The 22,270-nt window shown below is 66.7% G+C and carries 15 protein-coding genes; 11 read left to right on the top strand and 4 right to left on the bottom strand.

Annotated features, from left to right (window positions below; translation table 11 throughout):
• Positions 1-45: 45 nt before the first annotated feature.
• Positions 46-654 (bottom strand): TetR/AcrR family transcriptional regulator, encoded by a 609-nt coding sequence (locus ACCC94_RS09550; protein WP_413349155.1) that lies wholly within the window; start codon positions 652-654, stop codon positions 46-48.
• A 103-nt stretch (positions 655-757) separates the two neighbouring features.
• On the opposite strand from ACCC94_RS09550, the gene ACCC94_RS09545 reads away from it, so the two are divergent.
• Positions 758-1,981, top strand: coding sequence for an oxygenase MpaB family protein (locus ACCC94_RS09545; protein ID WP_413349153.1), 1,224 nt, complete (start codon positions 758-760; stop codon positions 1,979-1,981).
• A gap of 78 nt (positions 1,982-2,059) precedes the next feature.
• Here the strand turns inward: ACCC94_RS09545 and ACCC94_RS09540 are convergent, their stop codons facing one another.
• Positions 2,060-6,547 carry an ESPR-type extended signal peptide-containing protein gene (locus ACCC94_RS09540; protein WP_413349152.1) on the bottom strand — a complete coding sequence of 1,496 codons (4,488 nt, stop codon included), beginning with the start codon at positions 6,545-6,547 and terminating at the stop codon, positions 2,060-2,062.
• Positions 6,548-6,853: 306 nt separating this feature from the next.
• Here ACCC94_RS09540 and ACCC94_RS09535 point away from each other — a divergent pair, with 306 nt between their 5' ends.
• The 9 genes from ACCC94_RS09535 (at position 6,854) to ACCC94_RS09495 (ending at position 17,603) form a co-directional block, all read left to right on the top strand.
• Positions 6,854-7,870, top strand: coding sequence for a DNA topoisomerase IB (locus ACCC94_RS09535; protein ID WP_413349150.1), 1,017 nt, complete (start codon positions 6,854-6,856; stop codon positions 7,868-7,870).
• A 174-nt stretch (positions 7,871-8,044) separates the two neighbouring features.
• Entirely contained in the window at positions 8,045-10,297 is a 2,253-nt protein-coding gene (locus ACCC94_RS09530) for an ATP-binding protein (protein ID WP_413349149.1), read from the top strand.
• A gap of 17 nt (positions 10,298-10,314) precedes the next feature.
• Positions 10,315-10,776, top strand: coding sequence for a response regulator (locus ACCC94_RS09525; RefSeq protein ID WP_088417113.1), 462 nt, complete (start codon positions 10,315-10,317; stop codon positions 10,774-10,776).
• Between the two features lie 10 nt (positions 10,777-10,786).
• Entirely contained in the window at positions 10,787-13,171 is a 2,385-nt protein-coding gene (locus tag ACCC94_RS09520; protein WP_413349147.1) for a response regulator, read from the top strand.
• Between the two features lie 105 nt (positions 13,172-13,276).
• Complete coding sequence (locus tag ACCC94_RS09515; RefSeq protein ID WP_413349146.1) at positions 13,277-14,755, top strand: MFS transporter; 1,479 nt, start codon at positions 13,277-13,279, stop codon at positions 14,753-14,755.
• 72 nt (positions 14,756-14,827) lie between these two features.
• Entirely contained in the window at positions 14,828-15,526 is a 699-nt protein-coding gene (locus ACCC94_RS09510; RefSeq protein WP_413349144.1) for an AzlC family ABC transporter permease, read from the top strand.
• Positions 15,523-15,837, top strand: coding sequence for an AzlD domain-containing protein (locus ACCC94_RS09505; RefSeq protein WP_413349142.1), 315 nt, complete (start codon positions 15,523-15,525; stop codon positions 15,835-15,837). The genes ACCC94_RS09510 and ACCC94_RS09505 overlap by 4 nt, the downstream gene beginning before the upstream one ends.
• Before the next feature lie 192 nt (positions 15,838-16,029).
• Positions 16,030-16,515 (top strand): GFA family protein, encoded by a 486-nt coding sequence (locus ACCC94_RS09500; protein WP_413349141.1) that lies wholly within the window; start codon positions 16,030-16,032, stop codon positions 16,513-16,515.
• Positions 16,516-16,613: 98 nt separating this feature from the next.
• Entirely contained in the window at positions 16,614-17,603 is a 990-nt protein-coding gene (locus tag ACCC94_RS09495) for an AraC family transcriptional regulator (protein WP_413349140.1), read from the top strand.
• A gap of 513 nt (positions 17,604-18,116) precedes the next feature.
• On the opposite strand, the gene ACCC94_RS09490 is transcribed toward ACCC94_RS09495, so the two are convergent.
• A complete protein-coding gene (locus ACCC94_RS09490; protein ID WP_413349139.1) occupies positions 18,117-20,054 on the bottom strand; it encodes a tyrosine-protein phosphatase in 1,938 nt (645 codons plus the stop codon).
• 194 nt (positions 20,055-20,248) lie between these two features.
• Entirely contained in the window at positions 20,249-20,650 is a 402-nt protein-coding gene (locus tag ACCC94_RS09485; RefSeq protein ID WP_413349138.1) for a GFA family protein, read from the bottom strand.
• Between the two features lie 398 nt (positions 20,651-21,048).
• Between ACCC94_RS09485 and ACCC94_RS09480 the strand changes: the two genes are divergently transcribed.
• Positions 21,049-22,263 (top strand): MFS transporter, encoded by a 1,215-nt coding sequence (locus ACCC94_RS09480; RefSeq protein ID WP_413349136.1) that lies wholly within the window; start codon positions 21,049-21,051, stop codon positions 22,261-22,263.
• The last annotated feature ends 7 nt before the right edge of the window (positions 22,264-22,270 follow it).

The raw sequence follows: 22,270 nt of genomic DNA, 5'->3' as shown, positions 1-22,270 counted from the left end.
AACCGAATGGCTCCGGAGTTGGGCTGTTCGCGAGCAAGCTCGCTCCTACAGGTTTGGCCGGGGGCGAGGCGCGCAGAGCGACTCGACCATCCGCGCCAGCGTATCGATCACCTCCTCGCGCCCCAGCAATGGCTGCGCCTCGCTCAGATAGCGCGCGGTGGTGTACTGCACGGAGTTGATCACTACGAACAACACGGCCGGCAGGTTGTCGATGCGGTAGTCGTCGAAGTGGCGCATCAGGTATTGCCGGCACACCTCCATCATCTGTTGCTCCAGAGACTGGAACACTGGCGCCGAATTGAGCCGGTGCCAGTGCCGCAGCAGCTCGCGCTGCGCCGCGTCGCCCTCCACTTGCTCGAAAATTCCCTCCAGCACCGCGCGGGTGACGCTGCCGATGTCCGCGCCGAGCAGCGGCGCGAAACGCTCGCGCACCACCTTCATCAGGCTGCCGGCGCGCTGCATCAGCAGGGCCTCGACGATCATTTCCTTGTTGGCGAAGTACTGGTAAAGCGAGCCGACGCTGACCCCGGCGCGCCGCGCCACGTGGTTGGTGGTCAGGCCGTCCAGGCCGCGCTCGCCAATCTCCAGCGCTGCCGCCTCGACCAGCACCGCGACCATCTCGCTGGCGCGCTGCTGCGTGGGTTGCTTCCTCATGCCTGTCTCCTGGTGCGAGCCGGATGCGAGTTGAATGCGAGCAAATACTCGCAATAGCGTAATTCGACGAATCCACCCGGCAACTAAACCAAGGTATGAATCGATGAGCATCACTCCCCTGCCTGCCCGCCACGGCGCGGACCTGCCGCGCGCGCGGCGCACCGCAGCGCCGGTCAAGCGTTTCCTCAAGGGTCCGAGCGAACCGGATGCCGCGACCTGGCAGTCGATTGGCGAATCCCTCACGGTGGGCGATGCGCCCATGGATGCTCTGCTGGAATGGATGTTCGAAGTCGGCCTCGGTACTGGCATGCGCCTTTACGAACAGGCGTTGAGCCGGGGCATCGCCGCCACCCCCGAAGCACCCGCGGCACTGAAGGCCTTCTTTGCCAAGGCCGAGGCGCTGCCCGAGTGGGTCGACACCCGACTCCTCGACGAAGGCGCTCGCGCCTGCGGTCTATCCGGGCTGACCGGCATGCGCGTACTGCGTGATCTGGGCTTGCTCGCCGGCTACCAGGCCTCCGGGATCAACCGTACCCTGGTGCTCACGGGCGCACTGGAGAAAGGCCCGCAGCGGCGCATCGCCGAGACCACCAAATGGTGGATCGACTGCACCCGTCCCGGCGGCATGGCGCGCGGCGCCGCGGGGTATCGCAGCACGCTGCACGTGCGGCTGGTCCACGCGCTGGTTCGACGGCGGATCTCGCAGCGGGAGGACTGGGATTTCGCGCACTATGGCCTGCCGGTGAATCAGGGCGACATGCACGCGACCTATCTGGCCTTCTCGGCGATCTTCCTGATCGGCCAGCGCATGCTGGGCGTTGTCGTGAGCCGCAGCGAACGCGAGGCCATCCTCCACCTCTGGCGCTACATCGCCTGGCTGATGGGCGTCGAGGAGCACTGGCTCCACGCAAGCGAGAACGAGGCAATTCGCGCGCTATACCACAACCTGCTGTCCCAGGCTCCGCCGGACGACAGCAGCCGCGCCCTCGGATCAGCCCTGGTGGATGAACCGCTGCAACGCCACTACGCCAACTTCGCCTGGCTGCGCGGCCGCCTGAATCGCGCCATCCACCTGAGCATCGCCAGCACCTTCATCGATGCCCAGGGCCGCCGCGCCCTTGGCCTGCCCAGCGGCGGCCTGCCCTGGTATCCGCTGCTGAGCGCACCGCCGCGTTATCTTTTCCACCGCCTGCTGCGCACGCTCCCAGGCGGTCGCGACTGGCTGGTGCGCCATGGCCTGCGGTGCCAGGAGGCCTACCTGCGCACGCTGTTCGGCGGCGCTGATCCTCGCCTGCTGGCGGCTGCGAACCTGGCACCCGGAAAATGATCTCGACGAATGCAGATTGCCCCCGAGGCCCTTCGGGCTCGGGGGCATTGAGCTCCGTGCAACCGAGGTGCCAGCGCCTTACCAGTTGTACCCCACTCCGACTCCGAGGGTGAACGTGCCCTGCGTATCGGTACTGCCGCCCGCCTTGGTCGACCACTTGCCATCATTACTGATGTGCGACACACCGACGGAAACAGCAGCCTGGCCGTTGAAGGCACCCATGCCCACGGCGGTGGTACTTCCTCCGTTGCCTATGGGCTGCGGCAGGCTCGCGATGGCGACCGCACCGGCGATACCGGCACTGAGCTGATCGTCCATCCTGTCCATATCACGCTTGAGGGCCGAATAGCGCTTGTCGGTATAGGCGTTGGCATCGTTGGTGATATTGGCTATCGCCTGGTTCATCTGCCCCAGATTGACGGCATCGGTATTCTGCGTCGCTGCGGCCACATGAGTGATCTGCCGTTCTGCACCACGACTGCCGACGGCAACACTGTTATCGCGCTCGGCCACCGAGTTGGCACCCACCGCGACGGAGTTCCTGCCACTCGCCTTGGCGTTCTGCCCCAGCGCGGTGCTGCCATCGCCCGAAGCCGCAGCGCCAGCGCCACCGGCGACGGAGTTCTTGCCGGTCGCCGCGGGCTTGGCAAGCTCGCTGGTGTTGTTGACCTGGAACATCCCGTCCGTGCCGTTACGGACCTTGTTCACGTCGGCTTCGACGGCGTTGACCCGATTGCCGACATCGGCATTCATGGAATTGATCGCCTTCACGCTGCTGTCGGTGTAGGCCTTCGACTCTGCTACTGCACCATCGAGCTGGCGCAGGTTGACGGCGTCGGTCGACTCTTTGCCGTCGGCAACATTGCTGATGGTGCGAGTCTCACCGATGGCCGCATTGCCCACTGACAGGGTCCCAGCCGAACTATTGGCAGCCCCGGAGTATCGGCCGGTGTAACTCTCGGCACCGCGACCGCCATCGGTGGCACCACGACCGATGGCTACGCTACCGTCGGCGCTGGCGACCGCATTGTCACCCATGGCCAGGGAACCGTTTCCGGATGCCTGGGCCTGCGGGCCGATCGCCACCGAGTCGACACCGCTGGCCGCGGCGTCAGCCTTGCTCGACTGCGTGCGAACGTACTTGATGCCGCCGCCGTTGTTGATCGAGGTGATACTGCCTTCGATGTTGCTCACACGGCTGTCGATACCATCGATGCGGACATGAGTCTCCTTGAGCTGAGCCATGTTCACCGCATCGCTGTCGGATTCGCCACGGGCCAGGTTGGTAATACGGCTGCCACCCTTGCCAGTGCCGCTATCGTAGACGGCGCCGCTCAGGGTGATCCGATCATGCGCGCCGCCGTCGTATTGCACCGCATCGGCTATTGCGCTGGAGGCGGCACTGTCGGCCACGGCCTTCAGTTGCGCCACGTTGACCGCATCGCTGTCCTCCGCTCCCGCCGCCAGGCCGGTGACCCGGCGCTCGCCCAGGTTCACTTCACCGCTGGCAGCACCGCCGACCATATAGGCCGAGTTGTCCAGGGTGCTGCCGTCTGCACGGGAACCCGCGCCCAGGGCGATGCTCCCGCCGTGGCTCGCGACTGCACCGCTGCCAATGGCGATGGAGTCCTGGCCGACGGCCTGGGCGTCCGGCCCGGTGGAGTTGGAGCGGAAGTAGCGGGTACCGGCTTCGAAGATGCTGCCGATACGGTCAGCCAGACTGGCCATGCCACCCTGGATGCCGATGATGTTGTCTTCGGCCGTGGTCATGCGCCCATCCAGATCGCTCACGCCGCTCTCCACGCTGCTCACGCGTCCATCCAGATTGACGATGCTATCGGAGTTGCCGGCGATGCCGCCTTCGATGGTGCCGACGCGGCCATCGAGGTCGACCACACTGCCCTCCACTGTACTCACCCGACCATCCAGGCCGGTGATGCTGGCAGTGTTGCTAGCCACCTGTTCATTGGTGGCGAACAGTTGCCCGCCATTGACCGCGTCGGTGCTCTGCGCACTCAGTTCGGCGGCAGCCACGTTGGTGATCTTCTGAGCCTGGCCCGAGCCATGAGACGCGTCGAATGCGCCAACGGTGGAATTCCATTGCAGAGCATTCTGCTGCAGGGAAGCAATATCGCCGGTGTTGGTCGCCACGTCGCTCTCCGTTGCGCTCATGCGGCCGTCGAGGCTGGTGATGCTGTCGGAGTTGCCGGCAATGCCGCCTTCGATGGTGCTGACGCGACCATCGAGGCTGTCCACGCCACCTTCCACCGAGGTCACCCGCCCATCCAGGCTGGTGATGCTCGCGGCATTGCCAGACACCTGCTCATTGGTCGCGAACAGCTGTCCGCCATTGACCGCATCGGTGCTCTGAGCACTCAGCTCGGCTGCGGCCACGTTGCTGATCTTCTGCGCCTGGCCCGAGGCGTGGGACGCATCGAACGCGTCGATGGCCGCGCTCCACTGCAGTGCATGCTGCTGAAGAGTGGCGATATCGCCGGCATTGGCCGCCACGCCGCTTTCAGCGTTGCTCAGCCGACCGTCCAGGCTGGTGATACTGCCGGTGTGGCCCGCCACATCGCCTGCAAGCGTACCCAGACGATCATCCAGCCCCGCAACGCCACCCTCGACACTGGACATACGGCCATCCAGGCTGCCGATGCTGCTCGAATGGCCGGCAACCTCGCCCTCCACCGCCGTCACGCGGCCGCCCAAGCCGCCGAGGCCTTGCTCGGCCGTGGCCAGACGACCATCCAGGCTGGTGATTCCGCTGGTATTGCTTGCCACCTGCTCATTGGTGGCGTGCAGCTGACTGCCGTTGACAGCGTCCGAACTGCCCGCGTCGAGTTGTCCGGCGGCGACGTTGGTGATTCGCTGCTCCGTGGCGCCGCCATGACTGGCGTCGAAGGCTCCGAGGGCAGCGTTCCATTGCAGAGCATCCTGTTGCAGCACGCCGATCTGGCTGGCGAAACCTGCGCCGTCGCTCTCCACATTGGCAACCCGGCCATCCAGGCTCTCAATGCTGGCAGAGTTCACCGCCAGTCTCCCCTCGGTACCCGTGACGCGAGTATCCAGGTTGCCGATGCCGGTCTCGGCACCCGTCATGCGGCTGTCCAGGCTAACGATGTCGTTACTGTTCAAGGTCGTCTGCTGGTTGGTGGCAAACAACTGCGAACCGTTCACGGCGTCAGTGCTGCCGCTCGACAGGAGGCCAGCAGCCACATGCTGCACGCGGCGTTCGGCCCCCTGCGCGCCCATGCTGACCACCCCCACCGGTGCTGCACCGGCAAAGCTGTAGGCATTTCCGCCCAGGGACGTGCCAGTGTAGGTACCCATGCCTGCGGTAGAGGAGTCGGCACTTGCGCTGAGGGTCGAGTTGCTTCCCAGCGCGACGGAGTTGCCAAGGGAGCCGACAATATTGTTGCCCAGAGCGAATACATCGCTCTGGCCGGCGGCGACGGCATTGTTGTTACCAATCACCGCGCTGGCATCGCCTTGCACCTGATTGCCATTGCCCAGGGCGACGGAGCCGGCGCCGGAAACCTGGTTGCCCGCCCCGATGCTCAAGGCATTGGCCGCAGCAGCCTGGGAGCCGTCACCGATGGCGACACCGCTGGTGGCGGAGACCTTCGCGCTGTTGCCGAGAGCGACGCCGCGGGTAGCTGCGCCCGTGGCCGCAGCCCCATTGCCCAGCGCCAGACTGGCGTCGGCAGCGCTGGTCGCCCCCGTACCGATACTGACTGCGTCCGTACCCGAGGCGCTGGCAGCCTGAGCGAGGACAGTTGCATCGGCCGCGGTGCTGCCCGACGCGCTCAGTTGACTGGAGGTCCCGATGGCGATGGAGCGCAGCCCGCTGGCCGTCGACGATTGGCCCATGCCTATGGAACCCGTGCCGCTGGCGGTGGCGACGAAACCATGAGCAATGCTGTAGTTACCCAGGGCATTCGCCTCGCGGCCGGTGGCGATGGAGCCCAGCCCGTTTGCCAGGGAGTTGCCGCCCAGCGCCATCGAGAAGTTGCGCAGCGCCTGGGAATGCGCGCCCAGCGCCACGCCGGTCTCGCCGACAACGCTGGAGCTGTCGCCGACGGCCACGCCGCCACCCCGGCCATTGGCGTTGTAACCATCGAGTTTGAAGATCGCGTCGTCGGCCTTGTTCACCTTGGTCGAGGCGTAGACGCCAATGGACACGTAGGAACCCAAAGCGTACTGGTTGTCCCAGCCACGTGTCGGCGTATAGCCGCCAATACGGTACGAATACTGGTAGTAGTCGGTGTTGGCATTGTCGTATGTGCCGCCACCCAGGGTGGTCACCGAGCCTGCTTCAGCCATGTCAACGCTCGACAGCCCGAGAAGAACGGCTGCCAAGGCACCCGAGATTCGGCCCGCCAGGGGTCTCAGCCGAGCGACGATCATCTCGACGCCTGCGGCGCCAGGGCCGCCGACACGCTCGAGAGTGTCCAGAGAACGTTGTTCTGCGCGGCAGCCCTTGCCGTTCCTGTTGGACATTTCGGAAACCACGACCCAGGCCCTGTGCACGTTGCTCCAGATGACTCGGTATACCTTGTTCATGATCGTCTCCCCCCGTTGCCGGGTCGCTGAAGAGATGCCTTCCGTCCTTCGCGAGCCCTGCGTTACTGCTGGAGCCAGGTTCACGAAACATGTGAGGCCATCCTAAAAAGCGACCTTGCGGCGGAGACTCAGCGCCTCCTGATGTGGGCGTAGGAGGATTCCTTGTTGTGGGTAATTTCCTACCCAGCCTTGCGACCATTCCCTGCAAGGCCGAGCAATAAGCCGTTCGGAAAGGGCCGCGAAAAAAGTCGGCACTACAAAGGCCTTCCTGCGATCCATTCAGAGAGAATCGCCGAGGAGCCCTGCATGAGCACACCGCCAGAGCTGCTGGACCTGCCCCCCGACCTGCACTACGTCGACGACAGCCTGCCGGGCATCAGCCGGCGGCGGCTGCGTGGGCGCTTCGCCTATTTCGATCCGGGCGGCGAGCGCATCCGCGTCGAGTCGGAGATCGAGCGCATCAATCGCCTGGCCATCCCGCCGGCCTATGCCGACGTCTGGATCTGCCTCGACCCGCTGGGCCACCTGCAGGCCACCGGGCGCGACGTGCGCGGGCGCAAGCAGTACCGCTACCACCCACGCTGGACCGAGGTTCGCGACAGCGTGAAGTACGAGCGCCTGCTGCGCTTTGGAGCCAACCTGCCCACGCTGCGTGCGCAGATCCAGCAGCACCTGGCGCTGCCGGGCCTCGGCCCGGAAAAAGTCATGGCCACGGTGGTCGAGCTGCTCGACCGCACCCTGATCCGCATCGGCAACCAGCGCTACCGCAAGCAGAACCGCTCCTTCGGCCTCACCACCCTGGACACCCGTCACGTCGAGGTGCAGGGCGCGCACATCCGCTTCGCCTTTCGCGGCAAGAGCGGCGTGAAACACAGCGTGGACATCGAGCACCCGCGCCTGGCGCGCATCCTCCGGCGCTGCCTGGAACTGCCCGGCCAGCAGTTGTTCCAGTACCTGGACGAGGAGCGCCAGCGGCACATGATCGACTCGCGGGACATCAACGCCTACCTGCGCACGCATGCCGGCGAAGGCTTCACTGCCAAGGACTATCGCACCTGGGCGGGCAGCACGCTGGCACTGGAGTACTGCCGCAAGGCGCCCTGGCAGGACCAGAAGAGCGCCAGCCGGCAGCTCAAGGAGATCATCGGGCAGGTCGCGAGCGAGCTGGGCAATAGCCCGGCGATCTGCCGCAAATGCTATGTGCATCCGCGGGTGATCGAAGCCTTCCTCGCCGGCGAGCTGGTCAACCTGCCCAAGGCCCGCAAGCGCAAGCACCTGAGCGCCGAGGAAGCCACCCTGCTGGCATTCCTGGCGACATCTTGACGGGAACCGGGCGCAAAAAAGGCGGTCCAGAGCGTAACGGAGCGGAAAATGGCCCACGGCCACTAGTGCCAAAACCGCTCAAGACAGCCACACTGACGTGCTTTCATACAGGGCCGTCAGAAATTTCTCTCTGCCCGCCCGGCTCGCGAGCCGGTCCCAACCGGAGTGCCCGCCTTGCCCGCCGCCGACACCGCCCTCGACCAAGCCATCGAGCGTTGTGCCCAGGAACCCATCCAGTTGCCGGGGAGCATCCAGCCCCAGGGCTTCCTGCTGGTGCTGGACGAAGCCGAGCTGCGTATCCTCCAGGCCAGCGAGAACGCGCAGCACTGGCTTGGCCTCCCCGCCAGCGAGCTGCTGGGGCTCGACTTCGCGGCGCTGATCGCCGAGGACTTCGACCTGCGCGCGCAGCTGGAGCGGCTGCCCGAAGGGGAAATCTTCCCCTTCCACATCGGTGACGTGCGGCTGCGCCTGGGGCCCTCGGCCGGCGGACGCACCACGGTCCTGGTGCATCGCTACGACCAGGTACTGATCGCCGAGTTCGAGCCGCGCCGGCCGCGTCCGGCCGGTGATCCCAACGTCGATTTCTACCCGCTGGTGCGCGCCTTCGTCAGCGGCCTGCACACGGCCGACAGCATCGAAGAGCTGCTGCAGCGCTCGGTGCGCGAGCTCAAGCGCATCACCGGTTTCGGCCGGGTCAAGGCCTATCGGTTCGACGCCGAGGGCAACGGCCTGGTCATCGCCGAGGCGGCCGATGCGGGCTATCCGCAGTACCTGGGTCTGTGCTTCCCCGCCTCGGATATTCCGCGCCAGGCCCGCGAGCTGTACCGGATCAATCGCATCCGGGTGATCGAGGACGCCAACTACCAGCCCTCGCCGCTGGTCCCGGCGGACAATCCGCGCACCGGCCGGCCGCTGGACCTGAGTTTCGCCGCCCTGCGCAGCGTGTCGCCGGTACACCTGCAATACATGCGCAACATGGGCACGCTGGCATCCATGTCGCTGTCCATCGTGGTCGATGGCCGTCTCTGGGGGCTGATCTCCTGCCACCACAGCGAGCCCCGCACCGTCGGCTTCCAGACGCGCACCGCGTGCGAGCTGCTGGGCAGCGTGCTGTCGCTGCAGATCGAATCCCGCGAGTCCCATGCCAGCACCCGCCAGTTGTTGGACCTGCGCCAGCGCATCGTGCGCATGCTCGCGGCCATGGCCGACCACGACAGCATCAGCGAGGGCCTGCTGGAACTGCCCGAGGTGATGCTCGGCTTTGCCGGCGCCACGGGCGCGGCGATCATCTCCGCCGAGCACTGCGAGCTGATCGGCGACACGCCGCCTGCCGCGCAGGTCAACGCCCTGGTGCACTGGCTGGCCAGTCGCGGCGACGAGACGGTGTTCCACACCGACAACATCCAGCGCGACATCGAGGAGCTGCCGGAGCTCACCGAGCACGCCGCCGGCGTGCTCGCCGTCGCCATCTCGCAGATCCACTCGCACTACCTGCTGTGGTTCCGCCCCGAGCAGGCGCGCACGGTGAACTGGGCCGGACGCCCGGAAAAGGACCTCGACCCGCAGGGCAGGCTCAGCCCGCGCCACAGCTTCGAACGCTGGCAGGAGGAAGTGCGCGGCTTCTCCGCGCCCTGGGAGCCGCTGATCGTCGACGCCGTGCTGGAACTGCGCACCGCCGTGCTCGGCATCGTGCTGCGCAAGGCCGAGGAACTGGCGCAACTGGCGGGCGAACTGCGCCGCTCGAACAAGGAGCTGGAAGCCTTCTCCTACAGCGTTTCCCACGACCTGCGCGCGCCGCTGCGGCATATCGCCGGCTACGCCGAATTGCTGGGCGAGATCGAAGGCGCGGCGCTGACCGAACGCGGCCGCCGCTTCCTTCAGCACATCGAGGACGCCGCGGGCTTCGCCGGCACCCTGGTGGACAACCTGCTCGCCTTCTCGCAGATGGGTCGCTCCGCGCTGCGCCTGTCGGAGGTGGACCTCAACGCGCTGGTGGAAACCATCCGCGTCGAAATGCAGCCCGACTACGCCGGCCGCCACATCGTCTGGGAGGTGCAGACGCTGCCCAAGGTGATCGGCGACCCGGCCTTCATCAACCTGGCTCTGCGCAACCTCATCGCCAATGCCATCAAGTACACTCGCGACCGTGACCCGGCGCGCATCGAGATCGGCGCTCAGCAGACGCCCGAGGAAACCCAGGTATTCATCCGCGACAACGGCGTGGGCTTCGACATGACCTACGCCAGCAAGCTGTTCGGCGTCTTCCAGCGCCTGCACCGGATGGAGGAATTCGAGGGCACCGGCATCGGTCTGGCCAGCGTCCGGCGCATCGTCGAGCGCCATGACGGACGGGTCTGGGCCGAAGGCGAGATCGACCGCGGCGCCACCTTCCACTTCGCCTTGCCCCGTCACCCCCAGCCCAACTAACGGAAGCCACACGCACCATGCTCAAACCCATCCTGTTGGTGGAAGACAATCCCAGGGACCTGGAACTGACCCTGGTGGCCCTGGAACGCAGCCAGCTGGCCAACGAAGTCATCGTCATGCGCGACGGCGCCGACGCCCTGGATTACCTGCTGCGCCGCGGCGCCCATGCCCAGCGCGACGACGGCAACCCGGCGGTGCTGCTGCTGGACCTGAAACTGCCCAAGGTCGACGGCCTGGAAGTGCTCAAGGTGGTGCGCGACACACCGGACCTGCGCAGCATCCCCACCGTCATGCTGACCTCCTCGCGGGAGGAGCCGGACCTGCAGCGCGCCTACGAACTGGGCGTCAACGCGTACGTGGTCAAGCCGGTGGAATTCAAGGAGTTCGTCACCGCGATCTCCGACCTCGGCATCTTCTGGGCGGTTCTCAATGAACCTCCGCCCGGCTCGCTGCGTCTGAACCGTAGACGTAACCCGTGATGGAGCGCTGATGCCCGAGGTAGCGCTTAAACTGCTGATCGTCGAAGACAGCGCCATGGATGCCGAGCTGACCCTGTTGCGCCTGGAGCGCAGCGGGATGAAGGTCGACGCACGGCACGTGTTCGACCACATCGGTGTCGAACACGCCCTGCACGAGGACAGCTTCGACCTGATCCTCTGCGACTGCGTGCTGCCCGGCTCTTCCGGCACCCACGTGCTGGCCATCGCCCAGCGCATGGCGCCGGACGTACCCTTCATCTTCCTTTCCGGCATCTACGGTGAGGAGCACGCGGTGGAGATGATCCGCCTCGGCGCCACCGACTATGTGCTGAAGAAGAACCTCTCGCTGCTGCCCAAGGCCGTGCGCCGGGCCCTCACCGAAGTGCAGGAACGCCAGCGCCGCCGGCGCGCCGAAGAGGCCCTGGCCGACGTCGAGGCGCGCGCGCGCATCGCCATCGACGCCGCCGGCATGGGCACCTGGGACCTTCGCCCGGAAGATGGCCTGCTGCTCTGGGACGACCGCTGCAAGACGCTGTTCGGCCTGCCGCCGGACACCGAGATGAGCATGGACGTGTTCCTGACCGGGATCCATCCCGAGGACCGCCAACGGGTCCGCGACGCCGTGCAGCACGCCATGGACCCGCAAGGCGACGGCCGCTACCGCGTGGAGTTCCGCATCGAGCCGCCGGACGGCCAGGAGCCGCGCTGGCTGCTCAGCAACGGCCAGGCGCAGTTCGTCGATGGCCGTTGCGTGCGCTTCTCCGGCGTGCTGCAGGACATCCACCAGCAACGCAAGGCCACCCAGGCGCTGGAGCAGCTCAACGAGATGCTCGGCGAAAGGGTCGAACGCCGTACCCGCGAGCGCGACCGCTCCTGGGACCTGTCGCAGGACCTGCTGGCCGTGCTCAACAGCGATCTCACCCCGGTGGCGCTGAATCCGGCGTGGGAAAACATCCTCGGTTTCAAGCGCCAGATGCTCTCGCGCATGTCGCTGCTGCAACTGCTGCCCGAGCAGGACCAGGAGTCCTTCCTCACCGAACTGGCCGCCCTCGCCCACGGCGGCACCAGCGCGCGCTTCGACGGCCGCATCCGCCACGTCAGCGGGCGGCAGCGCTGGCTGTCGTGGGTGGTGGTGCCCGAGGACACCCTGCTCTACGTGGTCGCCCGCGACATCACCAGTGAGCGCGAAGCCGCACTGGACCTGGCCGAGGCCAACTCGCGGCTGCGCGAGCAGATCGCCGAGCGCGAACGCATCGAGGCCGCCCTGCAGCAGATGCAGCGCCTGGAGGCGGTCGGCCAGCTCACCGCCGGCGTCGCCCACGACTTCAACAACCTGCTGACGGTGATCCTCAGCGGCGCCACCTTCCTCGAGCGCGATCTGGCAAAAGGTGACCTGGAAAAAGCCAACAAGCGCCTGCAGCACATTCGCGAGGCCGGCGAGCGCGGCGCCAAGTTGACCGCGCAGATGCTCGCCTTTTCCCGCCGCCAGCGCCTGGAACCGGTGCCGCTGAACCTCAACGACACCCTCGCCGGTCTGGAGGAACTGCTGCGCCGTTCCCTGGGCGGCAACATCTCGGTGCGCCTGGAGCTGGACCAGGGCATCTGGCAGGCGCTGACCGACCCGACCCAGACCGAGATGATCATCCTCAACCTGGCCATCAATGCCCGCGACGCCATGCCCGGCGGCGGCCAGCTGATCCTCTCCACCCACAACACCCGCATCACCCACAAGCCCAGCCGCCCGGAGCATCCCGAGCCCGGGGACTACGTGGTGCTGTCGATCCGCGACACCGGCTGCGGCATGGACGAGGACGTGCTGGGCAGGGTCTTCGAGCCCTTCTTCACCACCAAGGACATCGGCAAGGGCTCGGGCCTGGGCCTGGCCCAGGTGTTCGGCTTCGCCAAGCAGTCCGGCGGCGGCGTGCACATCGACAGCGAGCCGGGGCGCGGTACCCAGGTGAACGTCTATCTCCCGGCGGTGGAGCATTCGCCCTCCGCCGCGGATGGGCCGCTGGAGCCGATGGAGGCGCCGGCCGACAGCGGGCGTGATCGCAACATCCTGCTGGTGGACGACGACGACCTGGTCCGCGAATTGCTCGGCGACGCCCTGCGCCTCTACGGCTACCGCGTGCGCCAGGCCAGCAGCGGGCAGCAGGCGCTGGAGATGCTCGATGGCGACGTCGACCTGTTGCTGACCGACTTCGCCATGCCCGAACTCAACGGCGCGCAAATGGCGAAGATCGCCCGCCAGCGCTTCCCCTACCTGCCGGTGGTGTTCCTCACCGGCTATGCCGAGCTGCAGGGGCTGGAGCTGCCGGGCAGCGTGGTCATCCAGAAACCGGTACACCACGAGGATCTGGCCCGCTCGCTCGGCGAACTGCTGGGCACCGACTAGCGTATCGGTGTCATTGCTCGGCTGGGCTGAACTCCGCCGCGCGCCCCCCGCTCTACCGTCGTGCCGATGTCCTTTGCGGACGTCCGCCACGCAAGAGACGGCCCGATGACCCTGCTCGAACCCTCACGCCAGCACCTGCCCGGCGATATCCAGCGCACCGACCTGCCGGCGCGCCTGGACCGCCTGCCCTGGGGGCGCTTCCACACGCTGCTGGTGATCGCCCTGGGCATCACCTGGCTGCTCGACGGCCTGGAAGTGACCCTCGCCGGAGCCGTGGCGGGTGCGCTGAAGCAGAGCCCGGCGCTGCAGCTGTCCAGCGCCGACATCGGGCTGGCCGGCGGCGTCTACATCGCCGGCGCGGTCCTGGGCGCGCTGTTCTTCGGCTGGCTCACCGATCGCCTCGGCCGCCGCCGGCTGTTCTTCATCACCCTCGCGGTCTATATCGGCGCCACGGTGGCCACGGCGCTGTCCTGGAACCTGGCCAGTTTCCTGCTGTTCCGTTTCCTCACCGGCGCGGGGATCGGCGGGGAATACTCGGCGATCAACTCGACCATCCAGGAATTCACCCCGGCGCGCTTTCGCGGCTGGGTGGACCTGGCCATCAACGGCACCTTCTGGCTCGGCACCGCGATGGGCGCGGTGGGCTCGGTGATCCTGCTCGACCCCGCGCTACTGGGCCCCGAACTGGGCTGGCGGCTGTGCTTCGGCATCGGCGCGGTGCTGGGCCTGGTGATCCTGGCGATGCGCCTGTGGCTGCCGGAGAGCCCGCGCTGGCTGCTGATCCACGGCCAGCCGGAAGCCGCGCGGGAAATAGTCGAAGGCATCGAGCAGCGCCTGCGCCAGCAGGGACACCGCGTCGAACCGGTCGGCGCGGACGCCGTGCTGCTCCTGCGCAGCCGCCACCACACGCCGCTGCGCGAGGTCATCGCTACCCTGCTCGTCAGCCACCGGCGACGCTCGCTGGTCGGGCTGACGCTGCTTACCGCGCAGGCGTTCTTCTACAACGCGATCTTCTTCACCTACGCGCTGGTGCTGACCGACTTCTACGGCATCCCCGCCGACCGCGTGGGCTGGTACCTGCTGCCCTTCGCCCTGGGCAACTTCTGCGGGCCGCTGCTGCTCGGGCGCTGGTTCGACCGGCTCGGCCGGCGCCTGATGATCAGCGCCACCTACCTGATATCCGGCGTCCTGCTGCTGGCCAGCGCCTGGCTGTTCGAACGCGAGCTGCTGGACGCGACCGGGCAGACCATCGCCTGGATGGTGATTTTCTTCTTCGCCTCGGCGGCGGCCAGCTCCGCCTACCTGACGGTGGCCGAAACCTTCCCGCTGGAAATACGCGCCCTCGCCATCGCCATCTTCTATGCCCTCGGCACCGGCCTGGGCGGCATCGCCGGGCCCTTGCTGTTCGGCCAGTTGATCGAGTCCGCCAGCCGCTGGAACCTGTTCCTCGGCTACCTGCTCGGCGCCACGCTGATGCTGCTGGCGGGCGTGGTCCAGGCCATCTGGGGCGTCGCGGCGGAGCGTCGCTCGCTGGAGTCGGTGGCGGCGCCGCTTTCCCAGGTGAAAACGACTCAAGGCCAGTAGCAAGATTGTTCAAGCCAGGGGGCAGGGGTTTCTGCCAACCTGAGCGCACTTACCTGCCTGCAAGAAACGTCCATGTCCCAACACCCGCTTCCCTCACGCGCCTTCCTGCGGGGCGCCATCGACATCATGCCGCTGTCGCTCGCCGTCCTGCCCTGGGGCCTGCTAGCCGGCTCCCTGGCCATCGACGCCGGGCTTTCGCCGCTGCACGGCCAGGGCCTGTCGGCCATCGTCTTCGCCGGCGCCGCGCAACTGGTGGCCATCGGCATGCTCAAGGGCGGCGCCGGGTTCTTCTCAATCATGATCACCACGCTGCTGCTGACCTCGCAGCACCTGCTCTACGGCATGACCCTGCGTCCGGTGGTTTCCGGACTGCCGGGACGCTGGCGTGCGGGGTTGGGCTTTCTGCTCACCGACGAGTTGTTCGCCCTGGTCAGCGGGCACGACCGGGAAACCTTCAACCGCTGGTACGCCCTGGGGGTGGGCCTGACCTTCTACATCGCCTGGAACCTCTTCACCCTCGCCGGCGTGCTGGTAGGCACCAGCATCCCGGGCCTTGAGCACCTGGGGCTGGACTTCTCCATCGCCGCCACCTTCGTCGCGCTGATCGTGCCGGTGGTGAAGAACATTCCGACCGTGGCCTGCGTTGCCGTCTCGCTGTTCTGCTCGGTGCTGCTCAGCTACTGGCAGGTGGGTTCGGCGCTGGTGCTTTCCGGGCTGGCGGGAATGTTCGCCGGCTTCCTCTGCCAGAAATTCTCGGGGATGCGCGCATGATGGCCTGGGCAGTGATCTTCGGCATGGGGCTGATCGTATTCTTCAACCGCTATGTGTTCCTCGAACCGCGCCTGCCGATCCGCCTGGGCAGCAACGTACGGCAGTTCCTCGGCTTTGCCGTACCGGGAATGCTCACGGCGATCTGCGGCCCCATCGTGTTCCTCCCCGAGCACCAGTTGAACCTGCGCCTGGACAATCCCTACCTGCTCGGCGCAATGGTCGCCGTGGCGCTGGTGCTGTGGACGCGCAACGTGCTGCTCAGCGTCCTCCTGAGCATGGGCGCCTTCTACCTGCTGCGCTGGTGGCTGTAGCCGCCTGCGGAACAGGAACCCGAACCGGGGATCGGCGAAGTAATTCCTGGGCATGGGCAGCGTCCGGTGCCAGGCGGCTAGTCTACTGCACGGGGCAGAGCCACTCCCGCTGGTGCGATCCGATGGAATCCCCGGCGCGCCCGCGAGTCCCTGCTCAGGTATCCCCAAGGCCCGCCAGCAAGGAGAGACGCCATGCTGCTCGAAGGTTCCTGCCACTGCGGCGCCGTGCAGTTCAGCCTGCACAGCGCCCATCCCTACCCTTATCAGCGCTGCTACTGCTCGATCTGCCGCAAGACCCAGGGCGGCGGTGGCTATGCGATCAACCTCGGCGGCGAAGCCGCCAGCCTCAAGGTGCGCGGACGCAAATACATCAGCATCTACCACGCGAAGCTGCGCGAGGAAGGCCAGCGCACGCGCATCAGCGGCGCCGAACGGCACTTCTGCAGCCAATGCGGCAGCGGCCTGTGGCTCTACGACTCACGCTGGCCGGAACTGATCCATCCCTTCGCCTCGGCCATCGACACGCCACTGCCGGTGCCGCCCGAACACACGCACCTGCTGCTGCGTTCGAAGGCCGGCTGGGTCGAGGTGGAGGCCGGGCCGCATGACCTGCAATTCGATGACTACCCGCAGGAGTCCATCGCCCAATGGCACCAGCGCCTGGATCTGGAGCGGTAGCGTGCGGGCGCGCTGCCGTCGTCGACACGCAGTTGTAACCCTTGCCGGCTAAGGTACTCGTCCATCTTTCGCCGACCGGCGCAGCCAGAAGACGGACCATGACGGCAGACACCGCCCCCGCCCGCAAGCAGTTCCTGATCCGCTCGGAAAACATGACCGCCGACGATTTCGGCGAGCTCTACACGCGCATGTTCGGCAACCTCTATGCGGGAATGCCGCGCCCCGCACAGCCCATTGCCATCGGCGGGGTCTACGGCCGCTACGAAGGCGTGAGCTTGCGCCGCCTGAGTTTTCGCGGCGACCTGCTGGCCGAGATGCCGGACCTGGACGACGAGATCACCTTCATCTTCCCCAGCGCCGGGCGGGTCGTCTTCAACCAGTGCAGCGACAGCGTCGGCCTGCCCGGCGTCGGCCTGGCCATGGAGAAGGCCCAGGTGCGCTCGGTGGGCTTCATCGATGGCCACGCGCACCACGGTCTGTCAGTGCGCCGCTCGCTGTTTGCACGCCGCCTGGCGATCCTGCTGGGCCGTCCGATCACCCACAAGGTGCGCTTCCAGCCACGGGTGGACCTGAGCAACGAGGCCTTCCAGGGCATCAAGTCCATCGTCGCCATGGCCACCGGCAACGAGTTCGACCTGCTGATCCATTCCAGCGCGCTGATGCCGGCGCGCCTGCAGGAAATGCTGGTGGACGCGGTACTGGAAATCTGGCCGCACAACTATAGCGACGCGCTCCGCCGCCCCGCTCCGCAGATTGCACCGCGCCATGTGAAGCTGGCCATGGAATACATCCAGGAGCATCCGCAGGCGATGCTCAGCGGCAGCGACCTGGCCGAACTGAGCCATGTCAGCCTGCGCGCCTTGCAGGACGGCTTTCGGCGCTTCGTCGGCAGCTCCATCGTCGCCTACCAGCGCGAAGTGCGCCTGCAGCGTGCGTATGACGCGCTGAGGCGGGATGACGGGCAGTCGATCAGCGAGATTTCCCTGGCACTGGGCTTCAGCAATGTCGGGCGCTTCTGCCAGTATTTTCAGAACGCCTATGGCGTCAGCCCGGCGGAGTTGCGCAAGGGCCTGCCGGTGTCCGTCTAGGGCAACCTCCGGCGCCGTTCCCCCTCAGCCGCCGGCAAGATTCAACCGTCCCCGGTTCGCGAGCAAGCTCGCTCCTACAGCCCACCGGGATATCCGCACGACGGCTCTTCGTAGGAGCGAGCTTGCTCGCGAACATCCATCCAACGCTGCAGGTGCGTAGGGCGCATAACCCGGAACGGGTTATCCGCCGTCCACCCTGGCGGATAACGCCGTTGGCGTTATGCGCCCTACTCGCTCGCCGGTCATGTTTCGACTCGATCCGGTTCGCGAGCAAGCTCGCTCCTACAGCCCACCTGGATATCTGCACGACGGTTCTTCGTAGGAGCGAGCTTGCTCGCGAACAACCATCCAACGCAGCAGTACCAAGCAGGTGCGTAGGGCGCATAACCCTGAACGGGTTATCCGCCAGCAACCCTGGCGGATAACGCCGTTGGCGTAATGCGCCCTACTCTCTGAAAGCAAAACGGCCCGCCGCGTATTCCGCGACGGGCCGATCTTACTGCGCGACGCCGATCAGAACTGGTAGCTGGCCTTCAGGCTGCCACTGGCGCCGTGGCTGCCGCTGCCGCCCAGCGCGCCGACTTCGGCGCCGACGCTGAAGTCGCCCTGGCTGGCGGTCAGGCTGAAGGCGCCGCTGAACTGGTCGCGGTTGTCGAAGGCGGCGCGCTGGGAAACATCCAGACCCAGCAGATGGCCCTCGCTGTCGACCTTGTAGTCGCCCAGGGCGTGGTCATAGCCCACTTCCAGGCCCGGCACCATCTGCCAGCCGCTGCCCAGTTCCACCGGGGCGAACGAGGCCTTGAGGTTGGCGTAGGCGCTGCGGCGATTCTCGCTGATGTCGTCGACGTCCAGCGCCAGCTCGCTGCCCTTCTCCTGGAAACCGTCCAGGTCCAGGTGGCTGTAGCGCAGGCCGATGCTCGGTTCCAGGGTGACGGTAGACACCGCCGTGCGGTAACCCAGTGCCACGCTGGCACCGCTGAGTTTGCCGCTGGTGTCGCCCTTGGCTTTGCCCAGGCCGCCGCCGATGTCGCGCTTGCTGTCGTAGTCGAGCCAGCCGTAGTTGAGATCGGCGTCGACGAACAGGCCCTGCTCCAGGCCGTCGAGGGCGAAGCGCGCGCCGCCACGGAGGAAGGTCAGGTCGGTATCCACATCGCCACCGGCACCGCCGACGCTGCCCTTGCTGTAGCCGAAGGCGGCGTTGCCGCTGAGCTGGTCGGAGAAGCGCTGGGTCACGCCAACCATCATGCCCTGGGTGTGTTCGTTGCTGCTTTCGGCGTTCGAGGTGGCGGAGTTGCCCTGGTATCCCGCGAGCGCGGTGGTCCACAGACGAGACTGCCCGGTCTTCAGGCCGACGCCACTGGCATAGGGCGCAGCAGCTCGGTCGATCAGCGCGTCCTGGCGCAGCAGGTAGCTGGCCGCATCGGCATGCACCTGCCCGCCGACGGTGGACTCGACGCCGCCGAGGGTGCCGGCGTCGATGGCCGACTGCAGGTAGTAGTTGTACGCGGTGTAGGCGCCGGAGAGGCTGCTGTTCTGCAGCTGGGTCAGCAGCTGCGCGCCGGCGGCGGCGTTGCCGGAAAGGCCTTCGGTACCCGGCAGGGTGCTGTAGTAGACCATCTTGCCGCGCAGGACGTAGATGGTTTCCTGGGACAGGCCGAGGCCTTCCTTGAGGTAATTGTCCATCGTGCCGTACTCGGCGGTCACCTCGTCCAGGCCGGCCTGCAGGTAGCTGGCCTGCACGCCCAGCAGGGGTTCGTAGATCGCCGCCATGCTCGCCGGCAGCATCGCCAGGGTCGCCTTGACCCGCGCGGCGGTGTAGTCGTTGGTGGCCAGGTAGTTGTCCATGATGGTCTGGCTGTCCACCCCGGCGATGCTCAGCAGCACGGCAGCGGTCCAGCCGGTGCGGTCCTTGCCGGCGGTGCAGTGGAACAGCGCGGCGCCGTCGGCGGCGGCCAGCTCGTTGAACAGCGTGGTGAACTGCCCGCGCATGCCCGCGTCATTGACGAAGGCGCGGTTGGTCTGCTCCATCATGGCCACGGCTTCGGCGGCGCTGGAGAAGGAAATGTTGGTGATGTTGGCGCCGGAGGTCGTGCTGCCGATGATGTCGATGTTCTGGTAGGTCGCACCGGCCGGCAGGGTGTCCGGGGTGGCGGCGATCTCGCTCGGCGTGCGCAGGTCGAACACATCGCTGATGCCCAGCGTATTGAGTACCGCCAGGTCCGTGCCCTTGGGCGTCAGCGCATTGGAGCGGTAGAACACTCCCGCGCGCATCACGCCGTCGTTGGCGGTTGTGTAGGCGGTGGTGGTGCCGGCGAGGTCGCGGAAGTTGTCGATGCCGGCCAGGTGCGGGGTGTCCAGCGTGTAGGTCTCGGCCGCGTTGGCGCAGGCGATGGACAGGCTGAGCAGGGACAGGCCGAGGGTGGATGCGGAAAGCAGAGCGCGATGAAACACGATGTAGCCTCTTTGAGCTTGTTGGCAGGGGCTACTATCGATGGCGCTCCGGACTCGAATATGACAGTCGCGCGCCCCACGCAAATGGGCGCGCGATCTGTCCGCGGGCTGCGTTTTCTGTCCGTGCGGCAGGCGTGGAACCGCGTAGGGCGCATAACCCGGAACGGGTTATCCGCCACCATGGCTACAGCGGGCTAATCGTCGTGCGGACCGCTGGACTCGCGGTCGTGCTCATAGCGATGACGCATCGGGAAAGCCGGCAGCCAGGCCTCTCGCCGGCAGATCCACAGCTCGTAGGTAGGCTGGAACTGGTCCACGGCGTCCAGCGCGCCGAGGCTCACCTCGATCTCATCGCCGCTGCGGCCGAACACCGAGGAACCGCAACGCGGGCAGAAGCAGCGGCCCTTGAACTCCCGGGATTCACCGTCGATGCGTACGGCGCCTTCGGGGAAGATCGCCGATGAGTGGAACAGCGCGCCGTGGTGCTTGCGGCAATCCAGGCAATGACAGATGCCGACCCGGTTGGGCTGGCCGCTGATCTCGATACGCAGGTCGCCGCAGAGGCAGCCGCCGGTGGTCTTGTCCGTGTTGTCCATGTTCCTGCCTCCTCATGGAATGGAGCGGGGTTTGCCCTCTCCCTAACCCTCTCCCTGAAGGGAGAGGGGACTGTCTAGAGCGCTCTGACGGAGCCGCACTCGCCGGCTGACTTGCTGAAGCTGCGCTTCGCGCCGAACGGCTCCCTCTCCCTTCAGGGAGAGGGCTGGGGAGAGGGTGCCGGGCCAGACCTCCGGATTTTCCGGCATCTGCTGCTTTCGACTTGCCAGCCCCGCCTGCGGTCCGCCGACCCGACACACGGCCGATTTGGCCGATTCGCGATATTCGTCGTCCGGATCGCGTGAGACAGCCGCCGTTGCCACGCCTAGCATAGGCCTCCCCAACATGAAGAACCCGGCGCGCCCTGCCCGCGCGTCATACCTTGCTGCCCCGGAGTCCCATGTCTACCACCGCTTCCCCCCTGGCCACGCCGTCGGTGGCCGCCCAGGCCAGCCCGCTGGTCATGCGCGTGATCGGCGCCTGCGCCCTCGCCCATCTGACCAACGACCTGATCCAGGCCGTGCTGCCGTCGATCTACCCGGTGCTCAAGGCCAACTACGGTCTGAGTTTCACCCAGGTCGGCCTGATCACCCTGACCTTCCAGCTGACCGCCTCGCTGCTGCAGCCCTGGGTCGGCTACCACACCGACCGCCATCCCAAGCCCTGGCTGGCGCCGCTGGGCAGCGTCTGCACGCTGATCGGCATCCTCATGCTGGCCTTCGTCGGCAGCTTCCACGCCATCCTGCTGGCCTCGGCACTGGTGGGCATCGGCTCCTCGACCTTCCACCCGGAAACCTCGCGCATCGCGCGGCTGGCTTCCGGTGGGCGCTACGGACTGGCACAGTCCACCTTCCAGGTCGGCGGCAACGCCGGCAGCGCCTTCGGCCCACTGCTGGCGGCGGCCATCATCATCCCGTACGGCCAGGGCCACGTGGCGTACTTCGGCCTGTTCGCGGTATTCCTCGTCGGCGTGCTCTGGGGCCTGAGCCGCTGGTACCGCCATCACCTCAACCTGTTCAAGCTCAAGGCCGGTGGCGTCGCCACCCACGGGCTGTCCAAGGGCCGGGTGACCGCCTCGCTGGTGGTACTGGCGCTGCTGGTGTTCTCCAAGTACTTCTACATGGCCAGCTTCACCAGCTACTACACCTTCTACCTGATCGAGAAGTTCGACCTCTCGGTGGCCAGCTCGCAGCTCTACCTGTTCGGCTTCCTCGGCGCGGTAGCGGCCGGCACCTTCTTCGGCGGCCCGGTGGGCGACCGTATCGGCCGCAAGGCGGTGATCTGGTTCTCCATCCTCGGCGTCACGCCCTTCACCCTGGCGCTGCCCTACGTCGACCTGTTCTGGACCAGCATCCTCAGCCTGGTGATCGGTTTCATCCTCGCCTCGGCCTTCTCCGCCATCGTGGTCTACGCCCAGGAACTGGTGCCGGGTAACGTCGGCATGATCGCCGGGGTGTTCTTCGGCCTGATGTTCGGCTTCGGCGGCATCGGCGCGGCCTTCCTCGGCCACCTGGCCGACATCCATGGCATCGAGTACGTCTACAAGCTGTGCTCCTACCTGCCGCTGCTGGGCTGCCTGACCATCCTGCTGCCGTCCACGAAGAAGAAGGCCTGACCCTTCC

Source organism: Pseudomonas sp. Pseusp97 (genome assembly GCF_047304025.1).
Classification (GTDB): domain Bacteria; phylum Pseudomonadota; class Gammaproteobacteria; order Pseudomonadales; family Pseudomonadaceae; genus Pseudomonas.
This window is presented reverse-complemented; position numbering and strand designations above follow the sequence as displayed.